Genomic DNA, 25,425 nt, shown 5'->3' with positions numbered 1-25,425 from the left:
CATTTTTTGTATCTAATGCGGTTGAATGTTCTAAATGTTATTAATCGTTTATAAGTAATCATTAAATCTAACATTCTAGAAAATTTAGAGGATAATCGCACATAAATAGTCACAAATAATAACAAATAACGAACATTAGAGGATAAACCTCGCTCATAAATAGCGCAACTCGCTGCAAATCCAAAATAGTACAGTAAATCAAGTAGATTGTGAACTGTATCACATTGTTAGACATTTAAGATGTGTTTATAAAGAAGATTCTTCATGTAAATGTCTGCATATGAAATGTAAATATAAAAATATATGAATGATCGAGGAGGACCAAATGGCGCAGGCGCAAGAAAAGGCGCAAGAAACAGTGCTTGATGAAAAAGAGCAATCCGCATTAGCAGCCAAACGAGAAGTAGATGAATTAGCTAAAAAAGCAAAGGTTGCTTTAGAAGAGTTTGAAAAATTAAATCAGGAGCAAGTAGACAGAATAGTAGCAAAAGCGTCTATTGCAGCGTTAAACAAGCATTTAGTCTTAGCAAAAATGGCTGTTGAAGAAACAGGCAGAGGATTAGTTGAAGATAAAGCCACAAAAAACATTTTTGCATGCGAACACATTACCCATTATCTTGCAGGCCAGCGCACAGTAGGCATTATTCGCGAAGATGATGTTCTTGGAATCGATGAAATCGCTGAGCCAGTTGGCATAGTAGCAGGCGTGACTCCAGTCACAAACCCAACATCTACAGCCATTTTTAAATCGCTAATTGCTCTTAAAACTCGTTGCCCAATTATTTTTGGCTTCCATCCATTCGCTCAAAAATGCTCCGCAGAAGCGGCAAGAGTTGTGCGCGATGCAGCGATAGAAGCAGGCGCGCCAGAAAATTGCATTCAGTGGATTGAACATCCATCAATCGAAGCTACGGGAGCTTTAATGAAGCACCCAGATGTTGCAACAATTCTTGCAACAGGCGGTCCTGGAATGGTTAAGGCTGCTTATTCTTCGGGTAAGCCAGCACTTGGCGTTGGTGCAGGAAACGCTCCAGCATATGTTGATGCGGACGTAGATGTTGTGCGCGCTGCAAACGATTTGGTGCTTTCAAAGCATTTTGATTACGGTATGATTTGCGCAACAGAGCAGGCGATTATTGCGCATAAAGACGTGTATGAGCCATTGTTAAAGGAATTGAAGCGCAGAAAAGCATATTTCGTTAACGCTGATGAAAAAGCGAAACTTGAACAGTATATGTTTGGTTGCACTTCGTATTCAGGTCAAACTCCTAAGCTTAATTCAGTTGTTCCAGGAAAATCTCCTCAATATATTGCGCATGAAGCTGGGTTTGATATTCCAGAAGATGCTGTGATCCTTATTGCCGAGTGCAAGGAAGTTGGCGAGATGGAGCCTCTAACAATGGAAAAGTTGGCTCCTGTTCACGCTTTGCTTCGCGCAGATAACAAGGAACAAGGCTTTGAAATGTGCGAGAAGATGCTTGTTCACGGAGCTGGTCACACTGCTGTGATTCACACTAATAATCAGCAGCTTGCTCGCGAATATGGCAGCCGCATGCACGCTTGCCGAATCATTTGGAACTCCCCAGGATCTTTGGGTGGTGTTGGTGACATCTACAACGCAATCGCACCTTCTCTCACTTTAGGCTGTGGTTCTTATGGTGGAAACTCTGTTTCTGGAAATGTTCAAGCAGTAAATCTTATTAATATAAAGCGCATAGCGCGAAGGAATAATAATATGCAGTGGTTCAAGATTCCGGCCAAAACGTATTTTGAGCCGAATGCTGTTCGCTATTTGCGAGACATGTATGGCATTGAGCGCGCAGTTATTGTGTGCGATAAAGTTATGGAGCAGCTTGGCATTATAGACAAGGTAATTGATCAGCTTCGCGCTAGAGACAATCGCGTAACGTTTAGGATTATTGACTACGTTGAGCCAGAGCCAAGCGTTGAAACTGTTGAACGCGGCGCCGAAATGATGCGCGAAGAGTTCCAGCCAGATACGATTATTGCTGTTGGCGGCGGATCTCCTATGGATGCTGCAAAAATTATGTGGCTTCTTTACGAGCATCCAGAAATTTCCTTCGCTGATTTGCGCGAAAAGTTCTTCGATATTAGAAAGCGCGCATTTAAGATTCCGCCTCTTGGTAAAAAGGCTTGCTTGATTTGTGTACCAACGTCTTCTGGAACAGGATCGGAAGTTACTCCGTTTGCAGTTATTACAGATCATAAGACTGGCTACAAGTACCCAATTACTGACTACGCAATTACGCCTTCGGTGGCAATCGTGGATCCAGTTTTGGCACGCACACAGCCTCGTCGCTTGGCTTGCGATTCTGGTTTTGACGCTTTGACGCACTCTATGGAAGCTTTTGCTTCTGTTTATGCTAACGACTTTACGGACGCAATGGCATTGCATGCAGCAAAGTTGATTTGGGATAATCTTAACGATTCTGTGAATTCCAATAATTCCGAACGCAAGATTCAAGCTCAAGAAAAAATGCATAATGCGGCTACTATGGCTGGAATGGCGTTTGGTTCGGCGTTCCTTGGTATGTGCCACGCAATGGCACATACAATCGGAGCTTTGTGCCATGTTGCTCACGGCCACACGAATGCAATTTTGCTGCCTTATGTGATTCGCTACAATGGTCAAATTCCACAAGAGCCTACAAGCTGGCCAAAGTACAATCGCTACATCGCTCCGGAGCGATACCAGCAGATTGCAAAGAATCTTGGCATAGATCCTGGTAAAACTCCTCAAGAGGGCGTTGAGAATTTGGCGCGCGCTGTTGAAAATTATCGAGATAATCTTCTTAGTATGGATGCTTCGTTTAAGGCATGCGGTGTGGATGAAGAATACTATTGGTCTTTGTTGGATCAGATTGGCATGCGTGCTTACGAAGATCAGTGCGCTCCTGCAAATCCTCGTATTCCTCAAATCGAAGATATGAAAGATATTGCGATTGCAGCGTATTATGGTGTTTCCCAAGAAGAAGGACATCGTATGCGTTTGGAGCGCGAATCTAAGTGATTATTGAATAATTATTTAAGTGATTTTCGAATGATTATTTAGATGATTATTGAATAATTATTGTATATTTAGTTGCAAATGGCAGAGGCTGCACTAGCTGTAGTTTTCTGCCATTTTTCGTTGGAAAATAGCCGACACGCCCGATTTTTGTTAATCCAAGGTTGATGGTTTAATTACTTAGTTGCCTGTTTTTAAGGCTCGCATATTGTAATTCAAAAAAGCGAGCGCAGAAACAGAAATCGCAATTTTTGTTGATTTTTGTAGGCTGCGCACTGATGTGGAATGACCTTTAGTGTCTATTCTCCCGGTGCCCTTTAATACAGGTTGGTAAACAGTAAACGAATCGCTAGAAAGGGCGGACGGCAATGGCGGGACAGAAAATCCGCATCAGGCTTAAGTCCTATGACCATGAGGTCATCGACCAATCGGCGAAGAAAATCGTCGAGACGGTGACGAACGCGGGCGCCACAGTAGTGGGTCCGGTTCCTCTGCCGACCGAGAAGAACGTGTTTGTTGTTATCCGTTCTCCTCACAAATATAAGGATTCTCGCGAGCATTTCGAGATGCGCACTCATAAGCGCCTCATTGACATCGTTGATCCAACGCCAAAGGCTGTGGATTCTTTGATGCACATTGACCTGCCTGCGGATGTAAATATCGAGATTAAGCTGTAGGAAGGGGGGTAAATAATGTCGCAAAATAAGAATCGCACTGCTTTGCTCGGCCGTAAGCTGGGCATGAGCCAGGTTTGGGATGAAAACGGCCTTTTTGTCCCCGTAACTCTGGTTGAGGTCGCTACTAACGTAGTTACCGCTGTTAAGACCGAAGAAACTGACGGTTATTGCGCCGTACAGCTCGGTTATGGCCAGATTGATCCTACCAAGGTCACCAAGCCATTGGCTGGTCACTTTGCAAAGGCTGGCGTGACTCCTCGTCGTCACCTCGCTGAGGTGCGCACTGAAAATGCAGCAGATTACAAGCCAGGTCAAGAATTGACCGCTGAAGTATTTGCTGAAGGTGCCGAAGTCGACGTAACGGGTACTACAAAGGGTAAAGGCTTTGCTGGCACAATCAAGCGTTGGGGCTTCAAGTCTTACCGTCGTACTCACGGCTCGCACAAGAATGAACGTCGTCCAGGTTCTGTGGGCGCATGTGCAACTCCAAGCCGCATTTTGAAGGGCAAGCGTATGGCTGGTCGCATGGGTCATGTGACTTCTACTGCGCTCAACCTCACAATCGTTTCTTCGGATGTTGAGAACGGTATTTTAGCTATTAAGGGTGCTATTCCAGGACCTAAAGGTGCTATCGTTCTCGTCCGTTCGGCAGTGAAGGGAGCCTGATTTAAATGGCAAACGTAACTCTGAACGTAACTGACACCAAGGGCAATGCAAACGGAACTGTTGAAGCTCCTGCTGAGATTTTCGGCATCTCCAACGAAGACGTTTTGGCTCACGGTCCATTGGTTCATCAGGTCGTTATTGCTCAGCTTGCTGCTGCTCGACAGGGTACTCACGCGGTTAAGAATCGCGCTAATGTATCTGGCGGCGGTAAGAAGCCATGGAAGCAGAAGGGCACCGGACGTGCTCGTCAAGGCTCCATTCGTGCTCCACAGTGGGTGCATGGTGGTGTTGTACATGGTCCAGTTCCTCGCAAGTATGATCAGCGTACTCCAAAGAAGATGAAGGCAGCTGCTCTTCGTTATGCTCTTTCGGATCGTGCAAATGCTGGTCGCATTGCAGTTGTGGACTTTGGTATTAAGGATGTTCCATCCACCAAAGCAGCAGTTGCAGCACTTACACCAGTAACTAAGGATCAGTTCACCACTGTTGTTCTCTCTCGTGAAAACATCAATGAGTGGATGTCTGTTCGTAACATTCCAACGGTGCATGTGATCTTCGCTGATCAGCTCAACACCTACGATGTCATCACCGCTCAGTACGTAGTCTTCTCCAAGGAAGGTTTCGAAGCCTTCGTTGCAGCTAAGACCGAGCCTGAAGTTAAGGAGGCCTGATTTAAATGGTCGCAGTCCATAACCCAGCACATGACATCATTTTAAAGCCAGTTGTTTCTGAAAAAAGCTATGCAGCTTCCGATCGTGGTCAGTACACCTTCGTGGTAGCTCCAAATGCTAACAAGGTTCAGATCAAGCAGGCTATCGAAGAAATCTTCAAAGTCAAGGTAACGAATGTTAACACCTTGAATCGCGCTGGCAAGCTTAAGCGCTCTCGCACCGGCTTCGGTCGTCGTGTGAATCAGAAGCGTGCTATTGTCACCGTGGCACAGGGCCAGACAATCGATATCTTTGGTAACTGAAGGCTAGCCGAGAAAAGTAAAGGAATACTACATTATGGCTATCCGCGTTTATAAGCCTACGACTGCAGGACGTCGTAACGCATCCGTTTCGGACTTCTCCGAGATTACGCGTTCCACTCCTGAAAAGTCGTTGGTACGCAAACTCAGCAAAACTGGCGGTCGTAACTCTTACGGTCGCATGACTTCCCGCCATCGCGGCGGCGGACACAAGCGTCAGTATCGTCTCATCGATTTTAAGCGTTGGGACAAGGATGGCGTGCCAGCAAAGGTTGCTCATATTGAGTATGACCCTAATCGTTCCGCTCGCATCGCATTGTTGCATTATGCAGATGGTGAGAAGCGCTACATTATCGCTCCTGAAGGCATTTCCCAGGGAGATGTTATTGAGACTGGCGCTCAGGCTGATATTAAGCCAGGCAACAACTTGCCTCTTAAGAACATCCCAACTGGTACCGTGGTGCACGCAATTGAGCTTCGTCCACTTGGTGGCGCAAAGATTGCACGCTCCGCAGGTGCTGCCGTTCAGCTCGTAGCTAAGGATGGCGCTTACGCTCAGTTGCGTATGCCATCTGGCGAAATTCGTAACGTGGACGCTCGTTGCCGCGCTACAATCGGCGAGGTTGGCAACTCTGACCACGCTAATATCGAGCTTGGTAAGGCAGGTCGTGCTCGTTGGCTTGGTCGCAGGCCAATCACCCGAGGCGAATCTATGAACCCTGTTGATCACCCTCATGGTGGTCGTACCCGTGGTGGTAAACCACCTGTTTCTCCATGGGGCAAGGGCGAGGTTCGTACCCGCCGTCCGAAGAAGGCTTCGAACAAGATGATTGTTCGTCGTCGTCCGAATGGTAAGAACCGCAAGTAAGGGAGTGTCGAACAGATGACTCGTAGCATCAAGAAGGGCCCTTTCGTCGACGCCCACTTACAGAAGAAAGTCGACGAACAAAACGACAAGGGCACGCATAACGTCATCAAGACGTGGTCGCGTCGTTCGATGATCACTCCTGATTTCATTGGACACACCTTTGCCGTACACGATGGCCGCAAGCATGTGCCGGTATTCGTTACCGAAGCAATGGTTGGTCATAAGCTCGGTGAATTCGCCCCAACCAAGACCTTCAAGGGTCATGTGAAGGACGACAAGAAAGCACGCCGCTAAAGGAGAGTTAGGACACATGGAAGCTAAAGCAATCGCTCGTCACGTACGTGTGACGCCGCGCAAGGCTCGCCGCATGGTCGACCTCATCCGAGGCAAGCGTGCAAGCGAAGCTATTACCATTTTGAAGTTTGCTCCTCAGGACGCATCTTTACCAGTGCGTAAGGTTCTTGAAAGCGCGATCGCTAACGCTCGCGTTAAGGCTGAAAAGGCTGGAGAACCATTCCGTGAGCAAGACTTGGTCATCAAGGAAACCTATGTGGATGAGGGTGTAACGCTTAAGCGTTTCCGCGCTCGTGCACAAGGTCGCGCTGCGCGCATTAACAAGCGCACAAGCCATATCACTGTTATCGTCTCGCTTAAGGAAGGGGATCGCTAAAGATGGGTCAGAAGATCAATCCTTTCGGCTATCGCCTGGGCATTACCGAGAATCATCGCTCTAGGTGGTTCTCTGATTCTACTAAAGCCGGCGAGCGTTACCGTGACTTCGTCCTTGAGGATGACAAGATTCGCAAGGAAATGAGCCATGACCTCGAACGTGCAGGCGTGTCCCGCATCGTTATCGAGCGTACTCGTGACCGCGTTCGTGTTGATATTCACACCGCTCGTCCAGGTATTATTATCGGTCGTCGTGGCGCAGAAGCCGAGCGTGTTCGTGCAAAGCTTGAGAAGCTCACTGGTAAGCAAGTACAGCTCAACATTTTCGAAGTGAAGAATGCTGCACTTGACGCTCAATTGGTTGCTCAGGGAATTGCGGAACAGTTAACCAATCGCGTTACATTCCGTCGCGCTATGCGTAAAGCACAGCAGGATGCAATGCGCGCAGGTGCAAAGGGTATCCGTATTAAGCTCTCTGGTCGTCTTGGTGGCGCCGAAATGAGCCGTTCTGAGTTCTATCGTGAGGGTCGCGTTCCACTGCAGACCCTGCGTGCCCTTATTGATTACGGCTTCTTTGAAGCTAAGACTACCTACGGCCGTATCGGCGTAAAGGTATGGATTTATAAGGGTGATATGACCGAGCGTGAGTTCGAAGAGCAGCAGGCCCAGCAGGGTAAGCGTGAAGGTCGCCGTGGCGATCGTCGTCCACGTCGTGGCGCACGCTCTGCCAACCAGCAGAAGGCTGCCGAAGCACAGGCTGAGAAGCCAGCTGCAGCTGCAGCTGCTGAAGCTCCTGCCGCAACGGAAACGAAGGAGTGAGCAGATGCTTATCCCAAAAAGGACTAAATATCGCAAGCAGCACCGTCCTACCCGTAGCGGCATGTCTAAGGGTGGAACCGCTATCGCTTTCGGCGATTTCGGTATTCAGGCGCTGGCTCCGGCGTACATCACTAACCGTCAGATCGAGGCAGCCCGTATCGCAATGACCCGCTATATTAAGCGTGGTGGTCGCGTGTGGATTACGGTTTTCCCTGATCGTCCATTAACCAAGCACCCGCTTGGTGCACGAATGGGTTCCGGTAAAGGCGCTCCAGAATTCTGGATTGCTAACATCCATCCAGGTCGTGTAATGTTCGAGATCGGTGGTGTTTCTGAGGACGTCGCTCGCGAGGCTTTGCGCCGCGCTATCGACAAGCTCCCAATGAAATGCCGTGTTATTGCGCGTGAAGGCGGTGACATCTGATGCCAGTCGGAACTGCAGACTACACCATCAAGAATTTAAACGAGAAGACTAATGCTGAAATCGAAGGCTTCTTAAAGAAGTCTAAGGAAGAGCTTTTTAACTTGCGCTTCCAGGCAGCAACTGGTCAACTCGAAAACAGCGCTCGCCTCAAGGCGGTCAAGCACGACATAGCCAGGATGTATACTATCCTGCGTGAGCGTGAACTCGGCATCAGCCAAGAGCCTGGCGCCACTGAGGTCAAGGAGAAGTAAGCATGGCTGAGAACCAAGAGCGCAACTTCCGCAAGGTTCGTCGCGGCTACGTCGTGTCCGAGGCCATGGACAAGACAATTGCCGTGGAGCTGGAGCAGCGTTCGACACACCCACTTTACGGTAAAGTCGTCCGCTCCACACGCAAGGTCAAGGCACATGATGAACACAATGAGGCGCATATTGGCGATCTCGTGAGTATCATGGAAACTCGGCCTTTGAGCAAGACCAAGCGTTGGCGTCTCGACTCGATTATCGAGCGCGCCAAGTAAACAAGTTCAGCAAGGCTCCGCGCTTCACCTGTGCCTGTTGTTTAGTAGGTACGGGTGAGCGGGGAGAACCAGCTCGACTAAGGAGAATCAATGATTCAGCAGGAAACGCGGCTTCATGTCGCCGACAACACGGGTGCTAAGGAATTGCTTGCCATCCGCGTGCTCGGTGGATCGAAGCGACGCTATGCCGGCATCGGCGACATCATCGTCGCCTCCGTTAAGGATGCTATTCCTGGCGGGTCGGTCAAGAAAGGCGACGTAGTTAAGGCTGTCGTCGTCCGTACTGTCAAGGAACATCGTCGTGTTGATGGTTCCTATATTAAGTTCGACGAGAACGCCGCTGTTATTCTCGGCTCTGGCCGTGAACCAAAGGGCACTCGTATCTTTGGACCAGTCGGTCGTGAATTGCGTGATAAGCGCTTCATGAAGATTGTGTCCCTCGCCCCGGAGGTGATCTGAGATGGTAGCCAAGATTAAGTCCGGCGACCAGGTAAAGGTTATCCGCGGCAAGGATCGCGGTAAGGAAGGCAAAGTACTTCGTGTACTCGCCGAAGACCGTTTGATCGTCGAGGGTGTTCAGGTTGTTAAGAAGCATGTGCGTGCTACCCAGCAGGGTCAGCAGGCAGGCATCGTCTCTGTTGAGGCTCCAATTCACCGTTCTAACGTTATGGTGATTGACCCAGAGACCAAGCAACCAACCCGCGTGGGCGTGATTGTTAAGCAAGAAGCTCGCGACGGCAAAGTAAAGACCGTGCGCGTGCGTGTAGCTAAGAAGTCCGGAAAGGAGCTGGCATGACCGATACTACAGTTGAGGCGCCGGCAACTCCGCGCTTAAAGCAGCAATACAATGATCAAATCGTTCCAGCTTTGGAAAAGGAATTTGGCCACACTAATCCTATGCAGGTGGCTCGTTTGCAGAAGGTCGTCGTCTCTATGGGCGTTGGCGCTGCAGCTCGCGATTCCAAGCTTATCGAAGGTGCGATTAAGGATCTCACTTTGATCACTGGTCAGAAGCCAAAGGTTACTAAGGCTAAGAAGTCTGTTGCGCAGTTCCATTTGCGCGAAGGTCAGGCTATTGGCGCTTACGTAACTCTTCGTGGTGATCGTATGTGGGAATTCTTGGATCGTTTGCTCACTCTGGCTTTGCCACGTATCCGCGATTTCCGTGGTATTAATGGCAACCAGTTCGACGGTCAGGGTAACTATAACTTTGGTCTTACGGAGCAGTCAATGTTCCACGAGATTGATCCTGATTCGATTGATCATCAGCGTGGTATGGACATCACCGTGGTGACCACCACCAAGGACGATGTGGAAGCGAAGTCGCTACTTAAGCACCTCGGTTTCCCATTCAAGGAGAACTGATATGGCAAAAACCGCTCTGAAAAACAAGGCGGCCGCTAAGCCGAAGTTCAAGGTGCGCGCTTATACGCGTTGCCAGGTTTGTGGTCGTCCTCACTCCGTGTATCGCAAGTTCGGTCTGTGCCGTGTATGCCTTCGTGAAAAGGCACATCGCGGTGAGTTGCCGGGTGTTACGAAGTCCAGTTGGTAAATATCGACGCTGAAGGTCCACTGCTTTAAGAATAACTAAAACAGGCGGTGGAAACCACGGCGAGAAAGGGCGTTAGCCCAACATGACAATGACAGATCCTATCGCAGACATGTTGACACGTCTGCGTAATGCGAGCGCGGCAAAGCACGATACCGTGGAAATGCCGTACTCCAAGTTCAAGGCGAATATCGCCGAGATTCTGAAGCGTGAAGGCTATATTAAAGACTTTGCTGCTAAGGAAGCCAAGGTTGGACAGACTTTGGAAGTCACATTAAAGTATGGCTCCAATGGTCAGCGTTCCATCCAGGGCATCAAGCGCATTTCTAAGCCAGGCTTGCGTCGTTACGCAAAGTCTGATTCTTTGCCTATGCCTCTTGGTGGTCTCGGTATCGCTATTATCTCGACCAGCTCGGGATTGTTGACTCAGAAGGAATGCCTCGACAGAGGCATTGGCGGCGAAATCGTCGCCTACGTATGGTGAGAAAGGAGAGCTGAAAATGGCATCGCATATTGGTAAGCTCCCCGTCGACATTCCTGCAGGCGTGGAAGTAAAGATTGAAGGTCAGTCCTTTAGTGCTAAGGGCGCTAAGGGTTCTGATTCCTATGTAATTCCAGAAGGTATTACCGCTGAAGTTGCTGATGGCAAGATCGTTTTAACCCCAGCTGATGATTTGCGTCCAACTCGTGCAAAGCACGGTTTGGCTCGTGCAATCGTAGCGTCCATGGTTAAGGGTGTGCATGAAGGCTACACCAAGACTTTGGACATTGTTGGAACTGGTTATCGTGCTGTGATGAAGGGTAAGGGCATTGAGTTCTCACTCGGATATTCTCACACTATTACCGTTCAGCCACCTGAGGGTATTGAGTTTGAATTGCCAAACGCAAATCAGGTAATCGTCAAGGGTACTGACAAGCAGGCCGTTGGTCAGGCTGCCGCTAACATTCGCAAGCTGCGTGCTCCAGAACCTTATAAGGGTAAGGGCATTAAGTACAGCGATGAGCGTATTTTGCGCAAGGCTGGAAAGGCTGGTAAGTGATATGAGCGTTAAGATTTTCGGTAAGGGTACCAAAGTCGCGCGTTTGCGTCGTCACGCCCGTCTTCGTAAGCGCATTTCTGGCACTCCAGAGCGCCCACGTTTGGTAGTTTCTCGTTCTAACCGTCACATGGTTGCTCAGATTGTGGATGACACTAAGGGTCTTACCCTTGTAAGCGCTTCCACCTTGACTTCTGACTTCGCTGGTTTTACTGGTACGAAGACTGAAGCTGCTACCAAGGTTGGCGAGTTAATCGCTGCCAAGGCGAAGGAAGCGGGTATTACCGCTGTAATCTTCGATCGTGGCGGTAATAAGTATCATGGTCGCGTCGCAGCAGTAGCTGAAGGCGCCCGTCAGGGAGGTCTAGCACTGTGAGCGATAACGAAAAGGAAACCCAAGTGGCTGAAGAAACTCAGAACACTCAGGCATCCGCCGAGGAGCGTACTGACGATCGCCGTTCCCGTCGCTCTAAGGGCGAAGGTAAGCGCGGAGAGCGTCGTAACCGTCGTGAAGAAAACCGCGGCGAAGAGCTTCTGGATCGCGTAGTTACTATTAACCGTGTTTCCAAGACTCACAAGGGTGGTCGTACCTTTAGCTTTGCAGCACTTGTTGTTGTTGGCGACGGTAAGGGCACTGTTGGTGTTGGCTACGGTAAGTCTCGCGAAGTTCCAGCAGCTATCGCTAAGGGTCAGCTTGATGCTAAGAAGCATATGTTCACTGTTCCACGTATTCGTGGTACCGTAACCCACCCTGTGTTGGGTCACGATGCTGCTGGCACAGTTTTGCTTCGTCCAGCTGCTCCAGGTACTGGTGTAATTGCTGGTGGCGCTGTGCGTGCTGTTATGGAGTGCGCTGGCATTACCGATATCCTCACCAAGTCCATGGGCTCTGCAACCGCTGTTAACGTGGTTCGCGCTACTGTGGATGCTTTGAAGAAGCTTGAAGAGCCAGAGGAGATTTGCGCTCGTCGTGGACTTTCTCTCGAGGAAGTTGCACCAGACGCATTGCTTCGTGAGCGCGCTGCAGGCATTGCCGAAGCTCGCAAGGCTCGTGAAGAAGCTCAGGCTGCTAAGGCTGCCCAAGCAAAGGATGGTGAGTGATGGCTAACTTGAAGATCACTCTGGTGCACGGTTTGGTTCATTCCACCGAGCGTCAGCGCGCGAACGTTCAAACTCTCGGTCTTCACAAGATTGGCCAGAGCGTTGTTCGCGAGGACAATCCAGTCAATCGTGGCTTGGTTATGGCCGTTCGCCACTTGCTGAGCGTTGAGGAGGTTGACTGATTATGGCTAATGAAGAACCAATGTTGCACATGCACACGTTGCGTCCAGCTCCAGGAGCTAAGAAGGATCGCATTCGCGTGGGTCGTGGTGAAGGCTCTAAGGGTAAGACTTCGGGTCGTGGCGATAAGGGTACGAAGAAGCGTTACCAAGTTCGTCCAGGCTTTGAAGGCGGCCAGCTTCCACTTTACATGCGTTTGCCTAAGCTTCGTGGCTTTAAGAGCCCATTCAAGAAAGAGTTCCAGGTTGTTAATGTTGCAGCCCTCGAAGAGCTCTTCCCAAATGGTGGCGAAGTTACTGTTGCTGATTTGGTAGTTAAGGGCGCTGTGCGTGATGGTTACCCAGTTAAGGTTTTGGGTGATGGCGATCTTAAGGTTGCTTTGACTCTTAAGGGAGTTAAAGCTTCTGCATCTGCTAAGGCCAAGATTGAAGCTGCTGGTGGCTCTGTTAGCGAAGAGTAATGTACTCAGCTGATAATGCTAATTAACGCAGTGATTTGACTGTTTAATAATCCCTCTAGTTTTGGCTGGAGGGATTATTTTTTATTGTCTAAACTCACGGAATGACTGTATCGGTATGCACCGTGATATAAACTATTGCCTCAGAGTTTGTTTTTTTACTGTTGCGCCTAGATCGTAGCGCAAAAAAGGGAGGAAGACCCAGGTGAAAACGTTAATCCAGGCCTTCAGGACGAAGGAGTTGAGGAATAAGATCCTCTTCGTCTTCGCAATGATTATCATCTACAGAATTGGTTCCTTTATTCCAATTCCTGGCGTTGATTACAAAGTTATACGTGCTTGCACAGCTAAGCTTGCCTCTTCTAGTGAAAACTTTATTGGTTTGGTGAACCTGTTCTCTGGTGGTTCGCTTTTGCAGCTGTCTATTTTTGCATTGGGCGTTATGCCTTATATTACGGCGTCTATTGTTATTCAGCTGCTTAGGGTTGTGATTCCTCGTTTTGAGGCTCTTCACAAGGAAGGTCAGTCTGGAGAAACAAAGCTTACTCAGTACACTCGTTATTTGACTATTGGCTTGGCAATTTTACAGTCCACAACCATTTTGGTTACTGCACGTTCTGGTGCACTATTTAATTATCAGTGTGGTCAGGTTATTCCAGATGGCTCTATGTGGAGCTTACTGGTTATGGTTTTGATTATGACTGGTGGCACTGGTTTGATCATGTGGATGGCAGAACTTATTACGGATAAGGGTATTGGTCAGGGCATGTCAGTGTTAATCTTCATGTCTATCTGCTCTGGCTTCCTTCCAAAGCTGTGGGAAATTGGTTGGGGAACCAATGGTACTAATGGCGATTGGACCAAGTTCTCTATTGTCGGTGGCGTTCTGCTTGTAATTCTTATTTTTGTTGATTTCGTGGAGCTTGCTCAGCGTAGAATTCCTGTACAGTATACGCGCCGAATGATTGGTCGTAAGATGTATGGCGGTTCTTCCACATACTTACCTCTTAAGGTCAATATGAGTGGTGTTATCCCACCAATTTTCGCATCCTCGATTCTTGCTATTCCAACTCTTCTTGCTCAGTTTGGTGATAGTCGTAAGGATTGGGTGCGTTGGATTAATGCCAATTTAGCAAACTCTACTTCTGTGTGGTACATAGCCTTGTACACAGTTATGATTGTGTTCTTCTGCTTCTTCTACACTGAGATTACTTTTAATCCAGATGAAACTGCAGATAACATGAAGGAATACGGCGGTTTTATTCCAGGTATTCGTGCTGGTAGTGCTACAAGTCGCTATCTTAGCTATGTTATGAATAGATTAAACACTGTTGGTGCTGTCTATTTGCTATTCGTAGCGTTGATTCCAACAGTTTTGATTATGTCTTTGCACCTTAATATGAAGCTTCCATTTGGTGGTACTACGATTCTTATTATCGCAGGTGTTGGTTTGGATACTTTGCGTCAAGCCAAGGCTCAGACCGAGCAGTTCCAGTATGCTGGATTCTTGTTTGATCATAACGATAGTAAGCAAGTTGCTAAATAGTATTACTAGATAGGTTTTGTTGTTAAGATTTGCGATGGAGCATAAAGAAACAAGGAGATTAATATGCGATTGCTAATTATGGGACCACAGGGCGTTGGTAAGGGCACTCAGGCTGCTTTGCTTGCAGAGCATTATGGGATTCCTGCTATTTCTACTGGCGATATTTTCCGTTACAACTTGAAGAATCAAACGGAGCTTGGTAAGAAGGTTCAGGGTTATCTTGATAAGGGTGAGCTTGTTCCAGATGAATTGACAAATAGCATTGTTAAGGATCGTCTTGCTCAGGATGATGCTAAGAATGGCTGGATTCTTGATGGATATCCACGTAATGCGTCTCAGGTTAAGGCTTTGGATCTTATGCTTGAGGAGCTTGGTACTCCTTTGGATCACGTTGTTGCTCTTGAAGCGGAGCGTGAGGTTTTGCTTGAGCGTATGAAGAAGCGCGCAATTGAGCAGGGTCGTTCAGATGATACTCCTGAGGTAATTGCTACTCGTTTGGAAACTTACGAGAAGGAAACTGCTCCTCTTCTTGATATTTATGAAAGCCGTGGTCAGCTTGTTGAGGTTGATGGTGTTGGCGATATTGCTGAAATCAACAATCGCATAGTTGAGTCTTTGGTATGAGATTTATTTAAAATTTAGATTTTCTCGTATTTATAATGCGCCTTTTGCGACACGCCGAGTGTTGTATTGGGCGCATTTACTGTATCATAGAAGATTGGCGTGTCTTCGGATACGTAAAGTAGTACGTCCAAGGAACGGAACGAGGCTCATGGCAAAAGACGGTGTGATTGAAGTCGAAGGCACGGTAGTTGAAGCACTGCCAAACGCGATGTTTCGCGTTCAGCTTGAGAACGAGCACATTGTACTGGCTACGATTTCTGGAAAGATGCGTAAGAATTATATTCGTATTCTTCCTAAAGATCGTGTTGTGCTGGAGATGAGCCCTTATGATTTGAACCGTGGTCGTATTACGTACCGCTATAAGTAAAGGTACAAGCAAAGGAAAACCATGAAGGTCAGCCCTAGCGTGAAGAGGATCTGCGAAAATTGCCGCGTGATCCGCCGTCACGGTCGCGTCATGGTGATTTGCATCAACCCACGTCATAAGCAGCGTCAGGGCTGAGTGGATCCCCACCGCGAAGATAAAGGATAAGGCGCTAAGTCGCAGCTAAAGCTGAACCCTGGGTGCGCAGGCCCAGGCCGCAGGATTGCGGGAGACTTGGTGCACGACCTGCGTAATAGTAAAGGAATTACAATGGCACGTCTTGCCGGAGTAGATATTCCCAATGAGAAGCGCATTGAGATTGCCCTCACCTACATTTTTGGTGTAGGCCGTACTCGCGCTAAGGAAACGCTTGCCGCGACCGGTGTTAATCCGGATACTCGCGTCAAGGATCTTACGGATGAACAGTTAATCACTTTGCGTGATTATCTTGAAGCTAATTATAAGATTGAAGGCGATTTGCGTCGTGAAATCGATGCAGACATTCGTCGTAAGATTCAGATCAACTGCTATCAAGGCCAGCGTCATCGCAAGGGTCTTCCTGTGCGTGGTCAGCGTACTAAGACTAATGCTCGTACTCGTAAGGGTCCGAAGCGTACTGTCGCCGGGAAGAAGAAGGCCACCAGATAGTAGTCGGTGGTCGGCTCTAGGCCACGAGTTAATTCTCATCGCCTAGACATACCAACTAATTCGTCATTAGGAAACGAGGGTCAATGGCAGCTGCAAAGCAAGCCTCGCGCAAGCCGCGTCGCCGGGACCGCAAGTCGGTACCGGTTGGGCAGGCGCATATTAAATCAACATTCAATAACACGATTATTTCCATCACCGATCCATCGGGTGCAGTCCTTTCTTGGGCTTCCGGTGGCGATGTCGGCTTTAAGGGTTCCCGCAAGTCGACTCCTTACGCTGCAGGTATGGCTGCTGAGTCTGCTGCTCGTAAGGCAATGGAACATGGCCTGAAGAAGGTCGACGTGTTTGTTAAGGGTCCAGGTTCCGGTCGTGAAACCGCTATCCGTTCCCTTCAGTCCGCGGGTCTTGAAGTCGGTTCTATTACCGACGTCACCCCACAAGCGCATAACGGCGTTCGCCCACCAAAGCGTCGCCGCGTCTGAGCACTCTTACGAATCCATCCATCCAACCCGCTTATGGGCGGCGAGTGCACCACCGACCAGAAGCTGAAAGGATACAAAAGTGCTTATCGCACAGCGTCCAACACTTACCGAGGAATCACTGAATCCCCAGCGTTCTCGCTTTACAATTGAGCCGTTGGAACCAGGTTTCGGATACACGCTCGGCAATTCGCTGCGTCGTACCCTATTGAGCTCCATTCCAGGTGCTGCCGTAACTTCGGTACGCATTTCTGGTGCTCTCCATGAGTTCACGACTCTGCCAGGTGTTGAAGAGGATGTCACTGAAATCCTGCTGAACATTAAGGGTATCGTACTTACAAGTGAGTATGACGAGCCAGTAGTGATGTATCTTCGCAAGAGCGGCAAGGGTGAAGCAACAGCTGGAGATATTACTCCTCCTGCTGGCGTCACTATTGCCAATCCAGAGATGCATATCGCTACACTTGCTGAAGATGGTGAGCTTGAAATTGAGTTCACCGTGGAGCGCGGTCGTGGATATGTACCTGCTCAGATGAACAAGCAGGAAAACAGCGAAATCGGTCGCATTCCAGTGGATTCGATCTACTCACCAGTTTTGAAGGTGAGCTATAAGGTCGAAGCTACCCGCGTGGAACAGCGCACGGACTTCGATAAGCTCATCCTGGATGTGGAAACTAAGCCAGCTATTACACCACGAGATGCAGTTGCATCTGCTGGTTCGACTTTGGTTGAGCTTTTTGGTCTTTGCCGTGAGCTTAACGTCGATGCAGAAGGTGTTGAAGTTGGTCCAGCTCCAGTCATGGGAGAAGTTGATTCTCAGATGGCTACTCCGATTGAGGATTTGAATCTTACGCAGCGCAGCTACAACTGCTTGAAGCGTGAGGGAATCCACACTGTTGGTGAGCTGGTAGTACACACTGAGCAGGATTTGCTCGATATTCGTAATTTCGGCATGAAATCCATCGATGAGGTTAAAGAGAAATTGCAGTCTATGGGATTGTCTCTTAAGGCCTCGCCGCTTGGCTTTGACGCCAATAATCTCGAAGGTGGCACGTTCTTCTCGCCAGAAGACGAGTAAACAGTCCACCGCCAATCGTCGTGGTTTTTGGATGTTCGGGTTTTTGCCCACCTGAATTCTGCGACAATAAGGAGTAATAATGCCTACACCGAAACAAGGGCCTCGTCTGGCTTCTAGCCCAGCGCATGAGCGCCTGATGCTGGCCAACATGGCTACTAGCCTCTTCCAGCACGGTCGTATTGTGACTACTTTGCCAAAGGCAAAGCGTCTTCGTCCACTTGCTGAGCGTTTGATAACATTCGCTAAGCGTGGCGACTTGCATTCGCGCCGCCGTGTGTTGCGCGTGATCCGCAATAAGTCCGTTGTTCACATGCTTTTCACTCAAATTGCTGAGCAGATGAAGCAGCGTGAAGGTGGCTATACCCGCATCGTTAAGATGGCTCCTCGTCGTGGTGATACTGCTCCACAAGCTATTATTGAGCTTGTTGTTGAGCCAGTAAGCCCAAAGAAGGCTGTCGTTAAGGAAGCTGAGTCTGCTGCTAAAGTTGCTGCTAAAGAAGAAGCAGCCGAGTAGCTTAGATTAGCATCTTGATGCATCGGTAAGTAAATCTTTCTACGAGTAGTCGTCGTGTTTTAGATTTATTGAACGGGTTGGAGTTTTATCTCCAGCCCGTTTTTCTATATCTGATATATCTTTTCTATATCTGGTATCAATTATTATTGAAATATGACAAATATTCTCGATTTAGTGAATAACGATTTTACTAACTTTAAAGATAGAAAATTCAACGCCGTAGATTCGCTTATTTTATGCGAGTTGGCGTATGTTTGCATGCCTGAATCGATTCCAAAGTATAATGACGATTCTAACGCACTAGCAACCGTTCCTTTAAGCGAATTGCTTCGCGGTGAGGATTTTTCTTCAATGTTTAGCTCTGGTTCAGCTAAAGTTGATGATTTTCGAAAGAGTCTTCTTCTCGCTGTTGCAGCTAGTCCGCGATATAGGGGAATGCGAGTCGGCGAGGTTCTTGAGCGTTTTGATGAGTCGAAGGTTGATGATTCGTGTGAACAGCAGTTTGCTGCAGTTACTTTTGATTTGACTGATTGTATTGGCTATAGATGTTTTGTTGTTGCTTTCAGGGGGACTGATAACACTCTTGTTGGGTGGAAGGAAGATTTTAATATGGCTTTTCGCTGCCCAGTTCCAGCTCAAGAGTCTGCTGCAGAATATTTGCTCTCTATATCTAGGCGCGCGTGTAAAGATTCTTGCAAAAGTGGCGGTATTCGTGGGATTTGTAGCAGTGTTGCCGATTATTTCGCGAATTTGTTTAATAAGAAGAATGATTTTAAGAATATCGATCTGGATAAGGTCGATCTAGAAAATAGCGATAATAAGAATAGCAATCTAGAAAATAGCAATGATTGCGATTTAAGTGATAATCCTAAAATATTTGTTGTGGGTCATTCAAAAGGCGGGAATATGGCTGCATATGCGGCAATGCGTTTGGATGCAGAAAATCAACAACTTGGTGATCTTGTCAGTAAAATTTATTCTATGGACGGTCCTAGTTTTGGCTCGGATGTTGTTGATCCAAAGGTTTTTTCTCGCGTTGTTTCCAGGATTGAAAAAGTCGTTCCACAATCTGCTTTTATTGGATTGATTATGGATACTGGCGTACCGTATAAGGTTACGCTTGCTGATTCTATTGGATTGATGCAACATTTTGGCATGTATTGGCAGGTTAAAGATGGAGATTTTGACTATTGTGATCATGTAACTCCGCGTGCACTTGCTGTTTCTAAAGCTGCTAATGATTGGATGTTGAATTTGCCTTTCGAAGAAAGAAAACGCAGAATCGATAGTGTTTACAACGCTTTAACTAGCTTAGGATATCCGACTTTTGACGAGATTTCTGCGCATTGGTCTGAGCTTTTGCCGAAAATATTGAGCATAGCAACGCATATGGATTCAAAGACTTATGAGTTAATTCGTAATATTATGAGTGCGTTTACTGGTGTTGGTGGAGCAGAACATAAGAATTGAAAAGATTATCGTTGCAGTCTGGCGACTAGGGCGACTAATATTCGGTTTTTATAATAATTGTTTTGGAAGGTTTTTTGATGCGTCTTCGTTTAGATTTAGCTTATGATGGCGGTGATTTTTACGGTTGGGCTAGGCAGCCGAATTTAAGAACAGTTCAAGGCACTTTGGAAGACGCTTTATATAAAGTTTTGCGTGTACATGATGGCGATTCTTGTTTTCCGCTTCGACTAACAGTTGCTGGGCGCACGGATACTGGCGTTCATGCTTCTTATCAGGTTTGTCATTTAGATGTAGAAGATGATATTTTACAAAATTGCGTCGGTCACACAAATTTGACGCCTGTAAAAGCTTTAGAATATAGGCTTCGTGGGGTTTTGCCTAAAGATATTTCGATTCACAGTGTAAGCATTGCACCAAGCGGTTTTGATGCTCGTTTTTCTGCGCTTGATCGCACATACGTGTATAGGATTAGTGATGCGGCAAATCGCGAGAATTTGGATCCGCGTATGCGTGGTTTTGTGTTGCAAATTGATTACGATTTAGATGTCAATTCTATGAATCAGGCAGCACAGATGATTGTTGGTTTGCATGATTTTGGGTCTTTTGCTCGTCCAAATCCTGGTGGAACTACGATTCGCTGCGTTAAAAAAGCGGTTTGGAATCGCGTTTGTTTGGATGGTTGCGCGCCTGTTGGTTCGTCTATTGCTTCTAGATCAACTGGCAATATTCCACCTATTGAGCACGGTTTGATTGAGTTTACTATTGTTGCTGATGCGTTTGCACATAATATGGTTCGTTCTCTTGTTCAGGCTTGTGTACAAGTTGGTTGCGGTAAGCGTTCTGTTGACTGGTTTAAGGATAAGATTGAAAATCCGATTCGAGAAGGATCTACTGGTCCTATTGCGTCTAATGGTTTGACTTTGGAATATGTTGAATATCCTCCGAAAGATCAACTTGAAGTTAGGGCTAATGCGATTCGCGCTCGTCGAACTCTTGAAGAACTTGATTGATTGTTTGCAAAATTCTCAACACAAATTTGTGTATATTCTAGGGTTGGTTTACAATTGAAAAGTTGCGTTTCTTTCTGCATTTTGCAGTTTGCGCAAAATGGATGAATGTCCGAGCGGTCTAAGGAGCACGCCTCGAAAGCGTGTGAGGGTTACACCCTCCGCGAGTTCAAATCTCGCTTCATCCGCAAGCAGGGTTTCTAGCGATTGGCTAGAAGCCCTTTTTGTTTGCGTTTGTGTATTTTTGCCTGCGTTTGTTTCTTTTCGCCCGATATTGTTTCCAAAATCGCCAAATACGTAAACAATCTCGGGAAAATCGCTCGCGCGCTACGCTTTAAGCGCGAAGGCAGGTCTCGCGCCCGTGTTTGTAGTCAGATTTGCTTAAAAAGAGAACAAACACGGGAAAGATAGGCTTAGGTAATCGTGATTACCTTGTAGTGTATTTGTTCACAAAATAATGTGTGTTGTGGAGTAATTACACTGAGTCTCTTATTACTAATTTCATTTGAAGAATGGATGTTATTGGCTCTTGACCTTCAATCATTTTCATAGCAAGCTCAGCAGCTAATTGTCCTTCTTCATAGAGCGGCTGATGTATCGTAGTAAGCGATGGTGTTGTAGTTTGTGCAAGGTTATGATCATCGAAACCAATAACTGACACATCGTCAGGAACTTGTAGGTTGTATTGTTTTAATGCCTCAAGAACTCCTACTGCTATGCGATCAGATCCAGCTAATACTGCATCAACTGGCTTCTTTTGGCTCAGGATTTGCATCATTGCGGCAAATCCAGCAGCTGCATCCCATTGTGTGTAGATTATAGAATCTGGACTTAACTTAGTTCCAAAGACGGAAGTGTATCCTTTAATTCTGTATTGTGAAGCCGGATTATCGCGAGGTCCTACTATTGCTACAGGATGCTTTCTTCCGCGATCTACAATTGTCTGAGCAGCTAATTTAGCTCCTTTTGTATCGTCAGAATATACTACAGAAAACATACCTTGATAGCGTTCATTTGTGATTTGTCCTAACAATACTCCAGGGGTATGAAGTTTATTCATTATATCTAACAAGTAAGAATCAGTGTATGGAGATATATCAATGACTGCGTCAAAAGACCTACATTCCAAATGTCGTTTTACTCTTTGGCGTTCATCATCGCTGCTTGCTTGCAGTAACATCGGTAGATAAGAAGTCTGAGCTAATTTTGCAGTGATCCCTCCGATAAATGCTCCATAAGTTGGATCAGTAAATAATTCATTAAGTGGTTCAGTGACTAGTATTGCGATTGCTTCTGCTCTACCAGAAGCAAGTGCTCGTCCTTGAGCGTTTGGAACAAATCCCATCGTCGTTGCAAGAGCTTCTATGCGCTCAGTTGTACCTTTACTTATACGCGGAGAATGATTTAGTGCGCGTGATGCAGTTGAGCGAGACACTCCTGCAGCTGCAGCAACATCTGCAAGAGTTACTGCTTTTTTACGGGATGTGTTCATATGTCCTCAATGCGTGCAACAAATAAAAATCTATTATTATCATTATAATCTGCCAGAAGTATGATGCCGACACGCCGTAGGACAACCGATTGCACAAATGTATTTTTTTCGCTAGAATGACATTAAGCAATGATGCTAATCGGCGAATATACGTCGAATCCTTGCTGATAAATCACTGTGTTTAGCAAAGGAGTTTCTATGAAAAAGTCATCAATTTTATTTGCATGTGCATTGATTGCGTCAACATCAATGCTTTTGTCTGGATGCGGTTCTTCAACTGCTGATAATAGTAAAGTTCAACTTCGATTTGCTACATGGGATGTAGCGGAAGATGTTGATCGTCAACAGCAGTTAGTTGATAAGTTTAATTCTGAAAATAAGGATGTTCATGTAACGCTAGAAGCGTATGGTAAGGACTTTGACGCAAAAATTAGTGCTGGAATGGGTTCTCATGATGCGCCAGATGTAATGTATATGTGGAATTATCCTGGGTACGCAAATGGTCTCGAACCTCTTGATTCATACATTAAGAAAGAAGGTAAGTCTTACAAAGATGCTTTCTACCCAACTCTTTGGAATTATAACTCTTATGATGGCAAAACTTTAGGTCTTCCTGTTGGATTCACCACTCACGCATTGTATTACAATAAGGATATCTTTAAGAAAGCAGGAGTTGAAGAACCTACAAATAATTGGACTTGGGATGATGTTCGTTCTGCTTCGAAGAAGATTCTGAAAAAGACTGGCGTTAAGGGTTTTGCATATCAAATGAAACCTGATCCTTATGATTTTGAAATGTATTTGTGGAGTAATGGTGCAAAATATACTGATAAAAACGGTAATTTGAAAGGTAATGTAAATTCTGATAAAGCTTTAGAAGCATTCAAGCTCTTCCAAGATATGGGCAAAGAAGGCATTGCAGTTGCCACCGAATCTAATGGTACTGATGAATTTAGATCTGGCAATGTAGCTATGTTCGTTTATGGAGCTTGGGCTTTGAATACTTTTGATAAAGATGGGCTTAATTATGGGATTGTAAATATACCGTCATTTGACCATGCGAAGAAAAAGCCTGTTTCTATTTTAAGCTCTTCGGGTGTTGCTATGTCAAAGAATAGCAAACATAAGGATTTGGCATGGAAGTTTATGAAGTTCTGGACAAATGATGAGGCAAATAAGTCTCGTATCGGAACCGAATTACCTGTAAGAATAAGTGTTGTGAAATCAGAAGGTATGAATAAAAAGCCGCATTACCGCCCATTCTATGATATGTTGCAATTGTCTGATGGATTTACTCCAGCTAGTTTCATTGTTAAAGATTGGAGCAAAAAATCTGATCAGCTTTCTCTAGCTTTTGAAAAAATGTATAATCCAAGCTCTAGTGTATCTCCTAAAGATGCTCTGTCAGAAGTGTTGAAATAGAGCATATTATGAGTGTTATATCTAATAGGACGCAGGGGCTGACTGCGTCAGTGTCTCGGCGTATTTGGCCCTATCTTTTTATTGCTCCTTGGATTATTGGATTTTTGGTCTTTACATTAGGACCGCTGCTTTTATCATTTGCTATTAGTTTCTTTGATTGGGGAATAACTGGATCTCCAGTTTTTCGTGGGCTAGGAAACTATAGTGAGATGTTGTTCAATGATGTACAATTCTGGAATGCGTTGTGCATTACGCTTAAATATGCGGCGATTTTTGTTCCATTAAATCTAATAATCGCTCTGTTTCTTGCTGTACTTATTGCTATGCCTGTGAAGGGAGTAAGATTCTTTAGAACATTGTTTTATATTCCATGTGTTATCTCAGGAGTTGCTGTTTCTATAATTTTTGGGTGGATACTAAATGGAAATTATGGTGTTCTTAACTATCTTCTATCTTTCTTAGGAATTAAAGGTCCACAATGGCTTGTTGATCCAAAGTGGGCATTGTTAGCAGTAATTATTGCTAGTGCCTTTGGTGTTGGTAGTATGATGCTTATTTTTTATACAGATATAAAAAATATTCCAATAGAACTATATGAGGCGGCTGCTATTGATGGTGCAGGTATGACTAGGCAATTCTTCAATGTTACATTGCCTATGATTACACCTACTCTATTGTTTAATTTGGTTACATCTATTATTACCTCTTTCCAACAGGTAACTTTAGTGATGCTTTTAACCAATGGCGGACCTCTAAAATCAACCTATTTTTACGGTTTGATGACATACGAAAATGCCTTTAAATTCCATAGATTAGGTTATGCGAGCGCGAATGCTTGGGTGATGTTTATTATCGTACTGTTATTAACTGCGTTAGTTTTTCGTTCGTCCAGCGCTTGGGTGTTCTATGAGACTGAGGGTCGAAATGCAGCAAAAAATATAAAGAAATTTGGGCGTAAGAAGGTTGTGCTATGAAAATGTCTATCCAGTCTAAGGTGGTTGTGTATGCCTTATTGGTAATGGTTGCAATTTATTTCTTTGCACCATTTGGGTATATGTTGTTTTCAACATTAAAAACATCTTCTGAAGCTATTGCATATCCACCTACACTTTTTCCAAAAGAATGGCACTGGGATAATTACGTCACAGCTTGGAATTCTCAACCTTTTGGAACATTTTTCATGAATTCTATGATAGTGACGGTATTTACTACAATTGGTCAGATTCTTTCTTGTTCACTTGTTGCGTATGGATTTGCTCGTTACAATTTCCGAGGGAAGAATGTTCTTTTTATCATTTTGCTAAGTACGATGATGATTCCTTGGGATGTAACAATGATTCCTCAGTATATGGAATTTAAGGCGTTTGGTTGGATAAATACATTGCTCCCGTTGATTGTACCAGCATTCTTTGGGTCAGCGTATTACATCTTCTTATTGCGGCAATTCCTTCTTGGAGTACCAAAAGAATACGAAGAAGCTGCACGCATTGATGGCTGTAATGACTTGCAGATTTGGTGGAAAGTATATATGCCAATCATGCGTCCGTGCCTCATTCTAATTGGTTTGTTGAATATTATCACTGTGTGGAACGATTATTTAGGACCTTTGATTTTCTTGCAAGATCGTAGTAAGTACACGCTTGCGTTAGGCTTGGCATCATTCAAGGGTGTGCATCAAACGCAAATTATTCCAATGCTTTGTATTACTGTCGTGATGATTATTCCTCCAGTTATTGCTTTCTTAGCTGGTCAGAAGTACATAGTTGAGGGAACTAGTGGTTCAATAAAGTAAAAGTAGTTTTTCTATTTCTTCAGT

36 protein-coding genes and 1 tRNA gene are annotated in these 25,425 nt (G+C 45.9%); 36 read left to right on the top strand and 1 reads right to left on the bottom strand.

The window, feature by feature from the left end; genetic code table 11:
* Positions 1 to 325 precede the first annotated feature (325 nt).
* From adhE to GAVG_RS05355, 33 genes are all read left to right on the top strand, one after another.
* The gene (gene adhE, locus GAVG_RS05510; RefSeq protein ID WP_048653137.1) at positions 326 to 3,031 is read left to right on the top strand and encodes a bifunctional acetaldehyde-CoA/alcohol dehydrogenase; all 2,706 of its coding nucleotides are present in this window, start codon (positions 326 to 328) and stop codon (positions 3,029 to 3,031) included.
* Positions 3,032 to 3,396: 365 nt separating this feature from the next.
* Positions 3,397 to 3,705 carry a 30S ribosomal protein S10 gene (gene rpsJ, locus GAVG_RS05505; RefSeq protein ID WP_003808013.1) on the top strand — a complete coding sequence of 103 codons (309 nt, stop codon included), beginning with the start codon at positions 3,397 to 3,399 and terminating at the stop codon, positions 3,703 to 3,705.
* Between the two features lie 15 nt (positions 3,706 to 3,720).
* Positions 3,721 to 4,371: a 50S ribosomal protein L3 gene (rplC, locus tag GAVG_RS05500; protein ID WP_004116043.1), complete on the top strand. Its 651-nt coding sequence runs from the start codon at positions 3,721 to 3,723 to the stop codon at positions 4,369 to 4,371.
* Between the two features lie 5 nt (positions 4,372 to 4,376).
* Positions 4,377 to 5,042, top strand: coding sequence for a 50S ribosomal protein L4 (rplD, locus tag GAVG_RS05495; protein WP_004114353.1), 666 nt, complete (start codon positions 4,377 to 4,379; stop codon positions 5,040 to 5,042).
* Positions 5,043 to 5,047: 5 nt separating this feature from the next.
* Positions 5,048 to 5,344: a 50S ribosomal protein L23 gene (rplW, locus tag GAVG_RS05490; protein ID WP_004114354.1), complete on the top strand. Its 297-nt coding sequence runs from the start codon at positions 5,048 to 5,050 to the stop codon at positions 5,342 to 5,344.
* A gap of 34 nt (positions 5,345 to 5,378) precedes the next feature.
* Positions 5,379 to 6,209 carry a 50S ribosomal protein L2 gene (gene rplB / locus GAVG_RS05485; RefSeq protein WP_004114355.1) on the top strand — a complete coding sequence of 277 codons (831 nt, stop codon included), beginning with the start codon at positions 5,379 to 5,381 and terminating at the stop codon, positions 6,207 to 6,209.
* A gap of 15 nt (positions 6,210 to 6,224) precedes the next feature.
* Positions 6,225 to 6,503, top strand: a complete 279-nt coding sequence (gene rpsS, locus GAVG_RS05480; protein WP_004114357.1) for a 30S ribosomal protein S19 — start codon at positions 6,225 to 6,227, stop codon at positions 6,501 to 6,503.
* A 16-nt stretch (positions 6,504 to 6,519) separates the two neighbouring features.
* Positions 6,520 to 6,879: a 50S ribosomal protein L22 gene (gene rplV, locus GAVG_RS05475; protein WP_004114358.1), complete on the top strand. Its 360-nt coding sequence runs from the start codon at positions 6,520 to 6,522 to the stop codon at positions 6,877 to 6,879.
* Positions 6,880 to 6,881: 2 nt separating this feature from the next.
* Positions 6,882 to 7,697, top strand: a complete 816-nt coding sequence (gene rpsC / locus GAVG_RS05470; protein WP_009994481.1) for a 30S ribosomal protein S3 — start codon at positions 6,882 to 6,884, stop codon at positions 7,695 to 7,697.
* 4 nt (positions 7,698 to 7,701) lie between these two features.
* Positions 7,702 to 8,121, top strand: a complete 420-nt coding sequence (gene rplP, locus GAVG_RS05465) for a 50S ribosomal protein L16 (protein WP_004114362.1) — start codon at positions 7,702 to 7,704, stop codon at positions 8,119 to 8,121.
* Complete coding sequence (gene rpmC / locus GAVG_RS05460; protein WP_004105502.1) at positions 8,121 to 8,372, top strand: 50S ribosomal protein L29; 252 nt, start codon at positions 8,121 to 8,123, stop codon at positions 8,370 to 8,372. The genes rplP and rpmC overlap by 1 nt, the downstream gene beginning before the upstream one ends.
* 2 nt (positions 8,373 to 8,374) lie before the next feature.
* The gene (gene rpsQ / locus GAVG_RS05455) at positions 8,375 to 8,641 is read left to right on the top strand and encodes a 30S ribosomal protein S17 (RefSeq protein ID WP_004114365.1); all 267 of its coding nucleotides are present in this window, start codon (positions 8,375 to 8,377) and stop codon (positions 8,639 to 8,641) included.
* Between the two features lie 90 nt (positions 8,642 to 8,731).
* Positions 8,732 to 9,100 carry a 50S ribosomal protein L14 gene (gene rplN, locus GAVG_RS05450; protein WP_004114366.1) on the top strand — a complete coding sequence of 123 codons (369 nt, stop codon included), beginning with the start codon at positions 8,732 to 8,734 and terminating at the stop codon, positions 9,098 to 9,100.
* A gap of 1 nt (position 9,101) precedes the next feature.
* On the top strand, positions 9,102 to 9,437 hold the full coding sequence (gene rplX, locus GAVG_RS05445) for a 50S ribosomal protein L24 (RefSeq protein WP_004114367.1): 336 nt from the start codon (positions 9,102 to 9,104) through the stop codon (positions 9,435 to 9,437).
* Positions 9,434 to 10,006: a 50S ribosomal protein L5 gene (gene rplE / locus GAVG_RS05440; RefSeq protein WP_004114368.1), complete on the top strand. Its 573-nt coding sequence runs from the start codon at positions 9,434 to 9,436 to the stop codon at positions 10,004 to 10,006. Before rplX ends, rplE begins: the two co-directional genes overlap by 4 nt.
* 1 nt (position 10,007) lies before the next feature.
* Positions 10,008 to 10,193, top strand: a complete 186-nt coding sequence (locus GAVG_RS05435; protein ID WP_004114370.1) for a type Z 30S ribosomal protein S14 — start codon at positions 10,008 to 10,010, stop codon at positions 10,191 to 10,193.
* A gap of 82 nt (positions 10,194 to 10,275) precedes the next feature.
* Positions 10,276 to 10,674 (top strand): 30S ribosomal protein S8, encoded by a 399-nt coding sequence (gene rpsH / locus GAVG_RS05430; RefSeq protein WP_004114372.1) that lies wholly within the window; start codon positions 10,276 to 10,278, stop codon positions 10,672 to 10,674.
* A gap of 16 nt (positions 10,675 to 10,690) precedes the next feature.
* Positions 10,691 to 11,230, top strand: coding sequence for a 50S ribosomal protein L6 (rplF, locus tag GAVG_RS05425; protein ID WP_004114374.1), 540 nt, complete (start codon positions 10,691 to 10,693; stop codon positions 11,228 to 11,230).
* A gap of 1 nt (position 11,231) precedes the next feature.
* Positions 11,232 to 11,603, top strand: a complete 372-nt coding sequence (gene rplR, locus GAVG_RS05420) for a 50S ribosomal protein L18 (RefSeq protein WP_004114376.1) — start codon at positions 11,232 to 11,234, stop codon at positions 11,601 to 11,603.
* Positions 11,600 to 12,328: a 30S ribosomal protein S5 gene (gene rpsE / locus GAVG_RS05415; protein ID WP_004114377.1), complete on the top strand. Its 729-nt coding sequence runs from the start codon at positions 11,600 to 11,602 to the stop codon at positions 12,326 to 12,328. The genes rplR and rpsE overlap by 4 nt, the downstream gene beginning before the upstream one ends.
* The gene (gene rpmD, locus GAVG_RS05410) at positions 12,328 to 12,510 is read left to right on the top strand and encodes a 50S ribosomal protein L30 (protein ID WP_004114379.1); all 183 of its coding nucleotides are present in this window, start codon (positions 12,328 to 12,330) and stop codon (positions 12,508 to 12,510) included. The genes rpsE and rpmD overlap by 1 nt, the downstream gene beginning before the upstream one ends.
* 2 nt (positions 12,511 to 12,512) lie before the next feature.
* Positions 12,513 to 12,968: a 50S ribosomal protein L15 gene (gene rplO / locus GAVG_RS05405; protein WP_004114381.1), complete on the top strand. Its 456-nt coding sequence runs from the start codon at positions 12,513 to 12,515 to the stop codon at positions 12,966 to 12,968.
* Positions 12,969 to 13,170: 202 nt separating this feature from the next.
* The gene (gene secY, locus GAVG_RS05400; protein ID WP_004116039.1) at positions 13,171 to 14,511 is read left to right on the top strand and encodes a preprotein translocase subunit SecY; all 1,341 of its coding nucleotides are present in this window, start codon (positions 13,171 to 13,173) and stop codon (positions 14,509 to 14,511) included.
* A gap of 63 nt (positions 14,512 to 14,574) precedes the next feature.
* Positions 14,575 to 15,135: an adenylate kinase gene (locus GAVG_RS05395; protein WP_004114385.1), complete on the top strand. Its 561-nt coding sequence runs from the start codon at positions 14,575 to 14,577 to the stop codon at positions 15,133 to 15,135.
* A gap of 148 nt (positions 15,136 to 15,283) precedes the next feature.
* Positions 15,284 to 15,502, top strand: coding sequence for a translation initiation factor IF-1 (gene infA, locus GAVG_RS05390; RefSeq protein WP_009994478.1), 219 nt, complete (start codon positions 15,284 to 15,286; stop codon positions 15,500 to 15,502).
* A gap of 21 nt (positions 15,503 to 15,523) precedes the next feature.
* Positions 15,524 to 15,637 carry a 50S ribosomal protein L36 gene (gene rpmJ / locus GAVG_RS07105; RefSeq protein WP_003842636.1) on the top strand — a complete coding sequence of 38 codons (114 nt, stop codon included), beginning with the start codon at positions 15,524 to 15,526 and terminating at the stop codon, positions 15,635 to 15,637.
* Between the two features lie 132 nt (positions 15,638 to 15,769).
* The gene (gene rpsM, locus GAVG_RS05385; RefSeq protein WP_004105472.1) at positions 15,770 to 16,147 is read left to right on the top strand and encodes a 30S ribosomal protein S13; all 378 of its coding nucleotides are present in this window, start codon (positions 15,770 to 15,772) and stop codon (positions 16,145 to 16,147) included.
* An 83-nt stretch (positions 16,148 to 16,230) separates the two neighbouring features.
* Positions 16,231 to 16,629 (top strand): 30S ribosomal protein S11, encoded by a 399-nt coding sequence (gene rpsK / locus GAVG_RS05380; protein ID WP_004105468.1) that lies wholly within the window; start codon positions 16,231 to 16,233, stop codon positions 16,627 to 16,629.
* A gap of 79 nt (positions 16,630 to 16,708) precedes the next feature.
* Positions 16,709 to 17,704, top strand: a complete 996-nt coding sequence (locus GAVG_RS05375) for a DNA-directed RNA polymerase subunit alpha (RefSeq protein ID WP_004114387.1) — start codon at positions 16,709 to 16,711, stop codon at positions 17,702 to 17,704.
* A 79-nt stretch (positions 17,705 to 17,783) separates the two neighbouring features.
* Positions 17,784 to 18,218: a 50S ribosomal protein L17 gene (rplQ, locus tag GAVG_RS05370; RefSeq protein WP_004114389.1), complete on the top strand. Its 435-nt coding sequence runs from the start codon at positions 17,784 to 17,786 to the stop codon at positions 18,216 to 18,218.
* Between the two features lie 153 nt (positions 18,219 to 18,371).
* On the top strand, positions 18,372 to 19,688 hold the full coding sequence (locus tag GAVG_RS05365) for an Mbeg1-like protein (RefSeq protein WP_004138632.1): 1,317 nt from the start codon (positions 18,372 to 18,374) through the stop codon (positions 19,686 to 19,688).
* 77 nt (positions 19,689 to 19,765) lie between these two features.
* Positions 19,766 to 20,698 carry a tRNA pseudouridine(38-40) synthase TruA gene (gene truA / locus GAVG_RS05360; protein WP_004116034.1) on the top strand — a complete coding sequence of 311 codons (933 nt, stop codon included), beginning with the start codon at positions 19,766 to 19,768 and terminating at the stop codon, positions 20,696 to 20,698.
* Between the two features lie 99 nt (positions 20,699 to 20,797).
* A tRNA-Ser gene (locus GAVG_RS05355) sits at positions 20,798 to 20,883 on the top strand.
* 287 nt (positions 20,884 to 21,170) lie between these two features.
* Here the strand turns inward: GAVG_RS05355 and GAVG_RS05350 are convergent.
* Positions 21,171 to 22,187, bottom strand: coding sequence for a LacI family DNA-binding transcriptional regulator (locus GAVG_RS05350; protein WP_004114395.1), 1,017 nt, complete (start codon positions 22,185 to 22,187; stop codon positions 21,171 to 21,173).
* Between the two features lie 198 nt (positions 22,188 to 22,385).
* Between GAVG_RS05350 and GAVG_RS05345 the strand changes: the two genes are divergently transcribed.
* Genes GAVG_RS05345 through GAVG_RS05335 form a run of 3 tightly spaced genes read left to right on the top strand, consistent with a single transcriptional unit; the run spans position 22,386 to position 25,401 of the window.
* Positions 22,386 to 23,609 carry an ABC transporter substrate-binding protein gene (locus GAVG_RS05345; protein ID WP_004114397.1) on the top strand — a complete coding sequence of 408 codons (1,224 nt, stop codon included), beginning with the start codon at positions 22,386 to 22,388 and terminating at the stop codon, positions 23,607 to 23,609.
* Between the two features lie 8 nt (positions 23,610 to 23,617).
* Positions 23,618 to 24,583: a carbohydrate ABC transporter permease gene (locus GAVG_RS05340; protein WP_004114399.1), complete on the top strand. Its 966-nt coding sequence runs from the start codon at positions 23,618 to 23,620 to the stop codon at positions 24,581 to 24,583.
* Positions 24,580 to 25,401, top strand: a complete 822-nt coding sequence (locus GAVG_RS05335; protein WP_004114402.1) for a carbohydrate ABC transporter permease — start codon at positions 24,580 to 24,582, stop codon at positions 25,399 to 25,401. Before GAVG_RS05340 ends, GAVG_RS05335 begins: the two co-directional genes overlap by 4 nt.
* Positions 25,402 to 25,425 lie beyond the last annotated feature (24 nt).

Origin of the sequence: Gardnerella vaginalis ATCC 14018 = JCM 11026 (assembly GCF_001042655.1) — a bacterium.
GTDB classification, from domain to species: domain Bacteria; phylum Actinomycetota; class Actinomycetes; order Actinomycetales; family Bifidobacteriaceae; genus Bifidobacterium; species Bifidobacterium vaginale.
Note: the sequence above shows the minus strand (reverse complement) of the source record. Positions and strands in the feature narration are given on the sequence as shown.

Coding starts and splice junctions, on each gene's coding strand:
- rpsJ (WP_003808013.1), top strand. CDS start 3,397: ATGGCGGGACAGAAAATCCGCATCAGGCTTAAGTCCTATGACCATGAG.
- GAVG_RS05350 (WP_004114395.1), bottom strand. CDS start 22,187: ATGAACACATCCCGTAAAAAAGCAGTAACTCTTGCAGATGTTGCTGCA.
- rplP (WP_004114362.1), top strand. CDS start 7,702: ATGCTTATCCCAAAAAGGACTAAATATCGCAAGCAGCACCGTCCTACC.
- rpmJ (WP_003842636.1), top strand. CDS start 15,524: ATGAAGGTCAGCCCTAGCGTGAAGAGGATCTGCGAAAATTGCCGCGTG.
- rpmC (WP_004105502.1), top strand. CDS start 8,121: ATGCCAGTCGGAACTGCAGACTACACCATCAAGAATTTAAACGAGAAG.
- rplF (WP_004114374.1), top strand. CDS start 10,691: ATGGCATCGCATATTGGTAAGCTCCCCGTCGACATTCCTGCAGGCGTG.
- adhE (WP_048653137.1), top strand. CDS start 326: ATGGCGCAGGCGCAAGAAAAGGCGCAAGAAACAGTGCTTGATGAAAAA.
- rpsC (WP_009994481.1), top strand. CDS start 6,882: ATGGGTCAGAAGATCAATCCTTTCGGCTATCGCCTGGGCATTACCGAG.
- truA (WP_004116034.1), top strand. CDS start 19,766: ATGCGTCTTCGTTTAGATTTAGCTTATGATGGCGGTGATTTTTACGGT.
- GAVG_RS05340 (WP_004114399.1), top strand. CDS start 23,618: ATGAGTGTTATATCTAATAGGACGCAGGGGCTGACTGCGTCAGTGTCT.
- GAVG_RS05365 (WP_004138632.1), top strand. CDS start 18,372: ATGACAAATATTCTCGATTTAGTGAATAACGATTTTACTAACTTTAAA.
- rplN (WP_004114366.1), top strand. CDS start 8,732: ATGATTCAGCAGGAAACGCGGCTTCATGTCGCCGACAACACGGGTGCT.
- infA (WP_009994478.1), top strand. CDS start 15,284: ATGGCAAAAGACGGTGTGATTGAAGTCGAAGGCACGGTAGTTGAAGCA.
- rpsH (WP_004114372.1), top strand. CDS start 10,276: ATGACAATGACAGATCCTATCGCAGACATGTTGACACGTCTGCGTAAT.
- GAVG_RS05395 (WP_004114385.1), top strand. CDS start 14,575: ATGCGATTGCTAATTATGGGACCACAGGGCGTTGGTAAGGGCACTCAG.
- rplX (WP_004114367.1), top strand. CDS start 9,102: ATGGTAGCCAAGATTAAGTCCGGCGACCAGGTAAAGGTTATCCGCGGC.
- rplV (WP_004114358.1), top strand. CDS start 6,520: ATGGAAGCTAAAGCAATCGCTCGTCACGTACGTGTGACGCCGCGCAAG.
- rplC (WP_004116043.1), top strand. CDS start 3,721: ATGTCGCAAAATAAGAATCGCACTGCTTTGCTCGGCCGTAAGCTGGGC.
- rplW (WP_004114354.1), top strand. CDS start 5,048: ATGGTCGCAGTCCATAACCCAGCACATGACATCATTTTAAAGCCAGTT.
- rpsK (WP_004105468.1), top strand. CDS start 16,231: ATGGCAGCTGCAAAGCAAGCCTCGCGCAAGCCGCGTCGCCGGGACCGC.
- rplR (WP_004114376.1), top strand. CDS start 11,232: ATGAGCGTTAAGATTTTCGGTAAGGGTACCAAAGTCGCGCGTTTGCGT.
- rplO (WP_004114381.1), top strand. CDS start 12,513: ATGGCTAATGAAGAACCAATGTTGCACATGCACACGTTGCGTCCAGCT.
- rplB (WP_004114355.1), top strand. CDS start 5,379: ATGGCTATCCGCGTTTATAAGCCTACGACTGCAGGACGTCGTAACGCA.
- GAVG_RS05335 (WP_004114402.1), top strand. CDS start 24,580: ATGAAAATGTCTATCCAGTCTAAGGTGGTTGTGTATGCCTTATTGGTA.
- rpsM (WP_004105472.1), top strand. CDS start 15,770: ATGGCACGTCTTGCCGGAGTAGATATTCCCAATGAGAAGCGCATTGAG.
- rpsS (WP_004114357.1), top strand. CDS start 6,225: ATGACTCGTAGCATCAAGAAGGGCCCTTTCGTCGACGCCCACTTACAG.
- rpsQ (WP_004114365.1), top strand. CDS start 8,375: ATGGCTGAGAACCAAGAGCGCAACTTCCGCAAGGTTCGTCGCGGCTAC.
- GAVG_RS05345 (WP_004114397.1), top strand. CDS start 22,386: ATGAAAAAGTCATCAATTTTATTTGCATGTGCATTGATTGCGTCAACA.
- rplD (WP_004114353.1), top strand. CDS start 4,377: ATGGCAAACGTAACTCTGAACGTAACTGACACCAAGGGCAATGCAAAC.
- rplE (WP_004114368.1), top strand. CDS start 9,434: ATGACCGATACTACAGTTGAGGCGCCGGCAACTCCGCGCTTAAAGCAG.
- GAVG_RS05435 (WP_004114370.1), top strand. CDS start 10,008: ATGGCAAAAACCGCTCTGAAAAACAAGGCGGCCGCTAAGCCGAAGTTC.
- rplQ (WP_004114389.1), top strand. CDS start 17,784: ATGCCTACACCGAAACAAGGGCCTCGTCTGGCTTCTAGCCCAGCGCAT.
- rpmD (WP_004114379.1), top strand. CDS start 12,328: ATGGCTAACTTGAAGATCACTCTGGTGCACGGTTTGGTTCATTCCACC.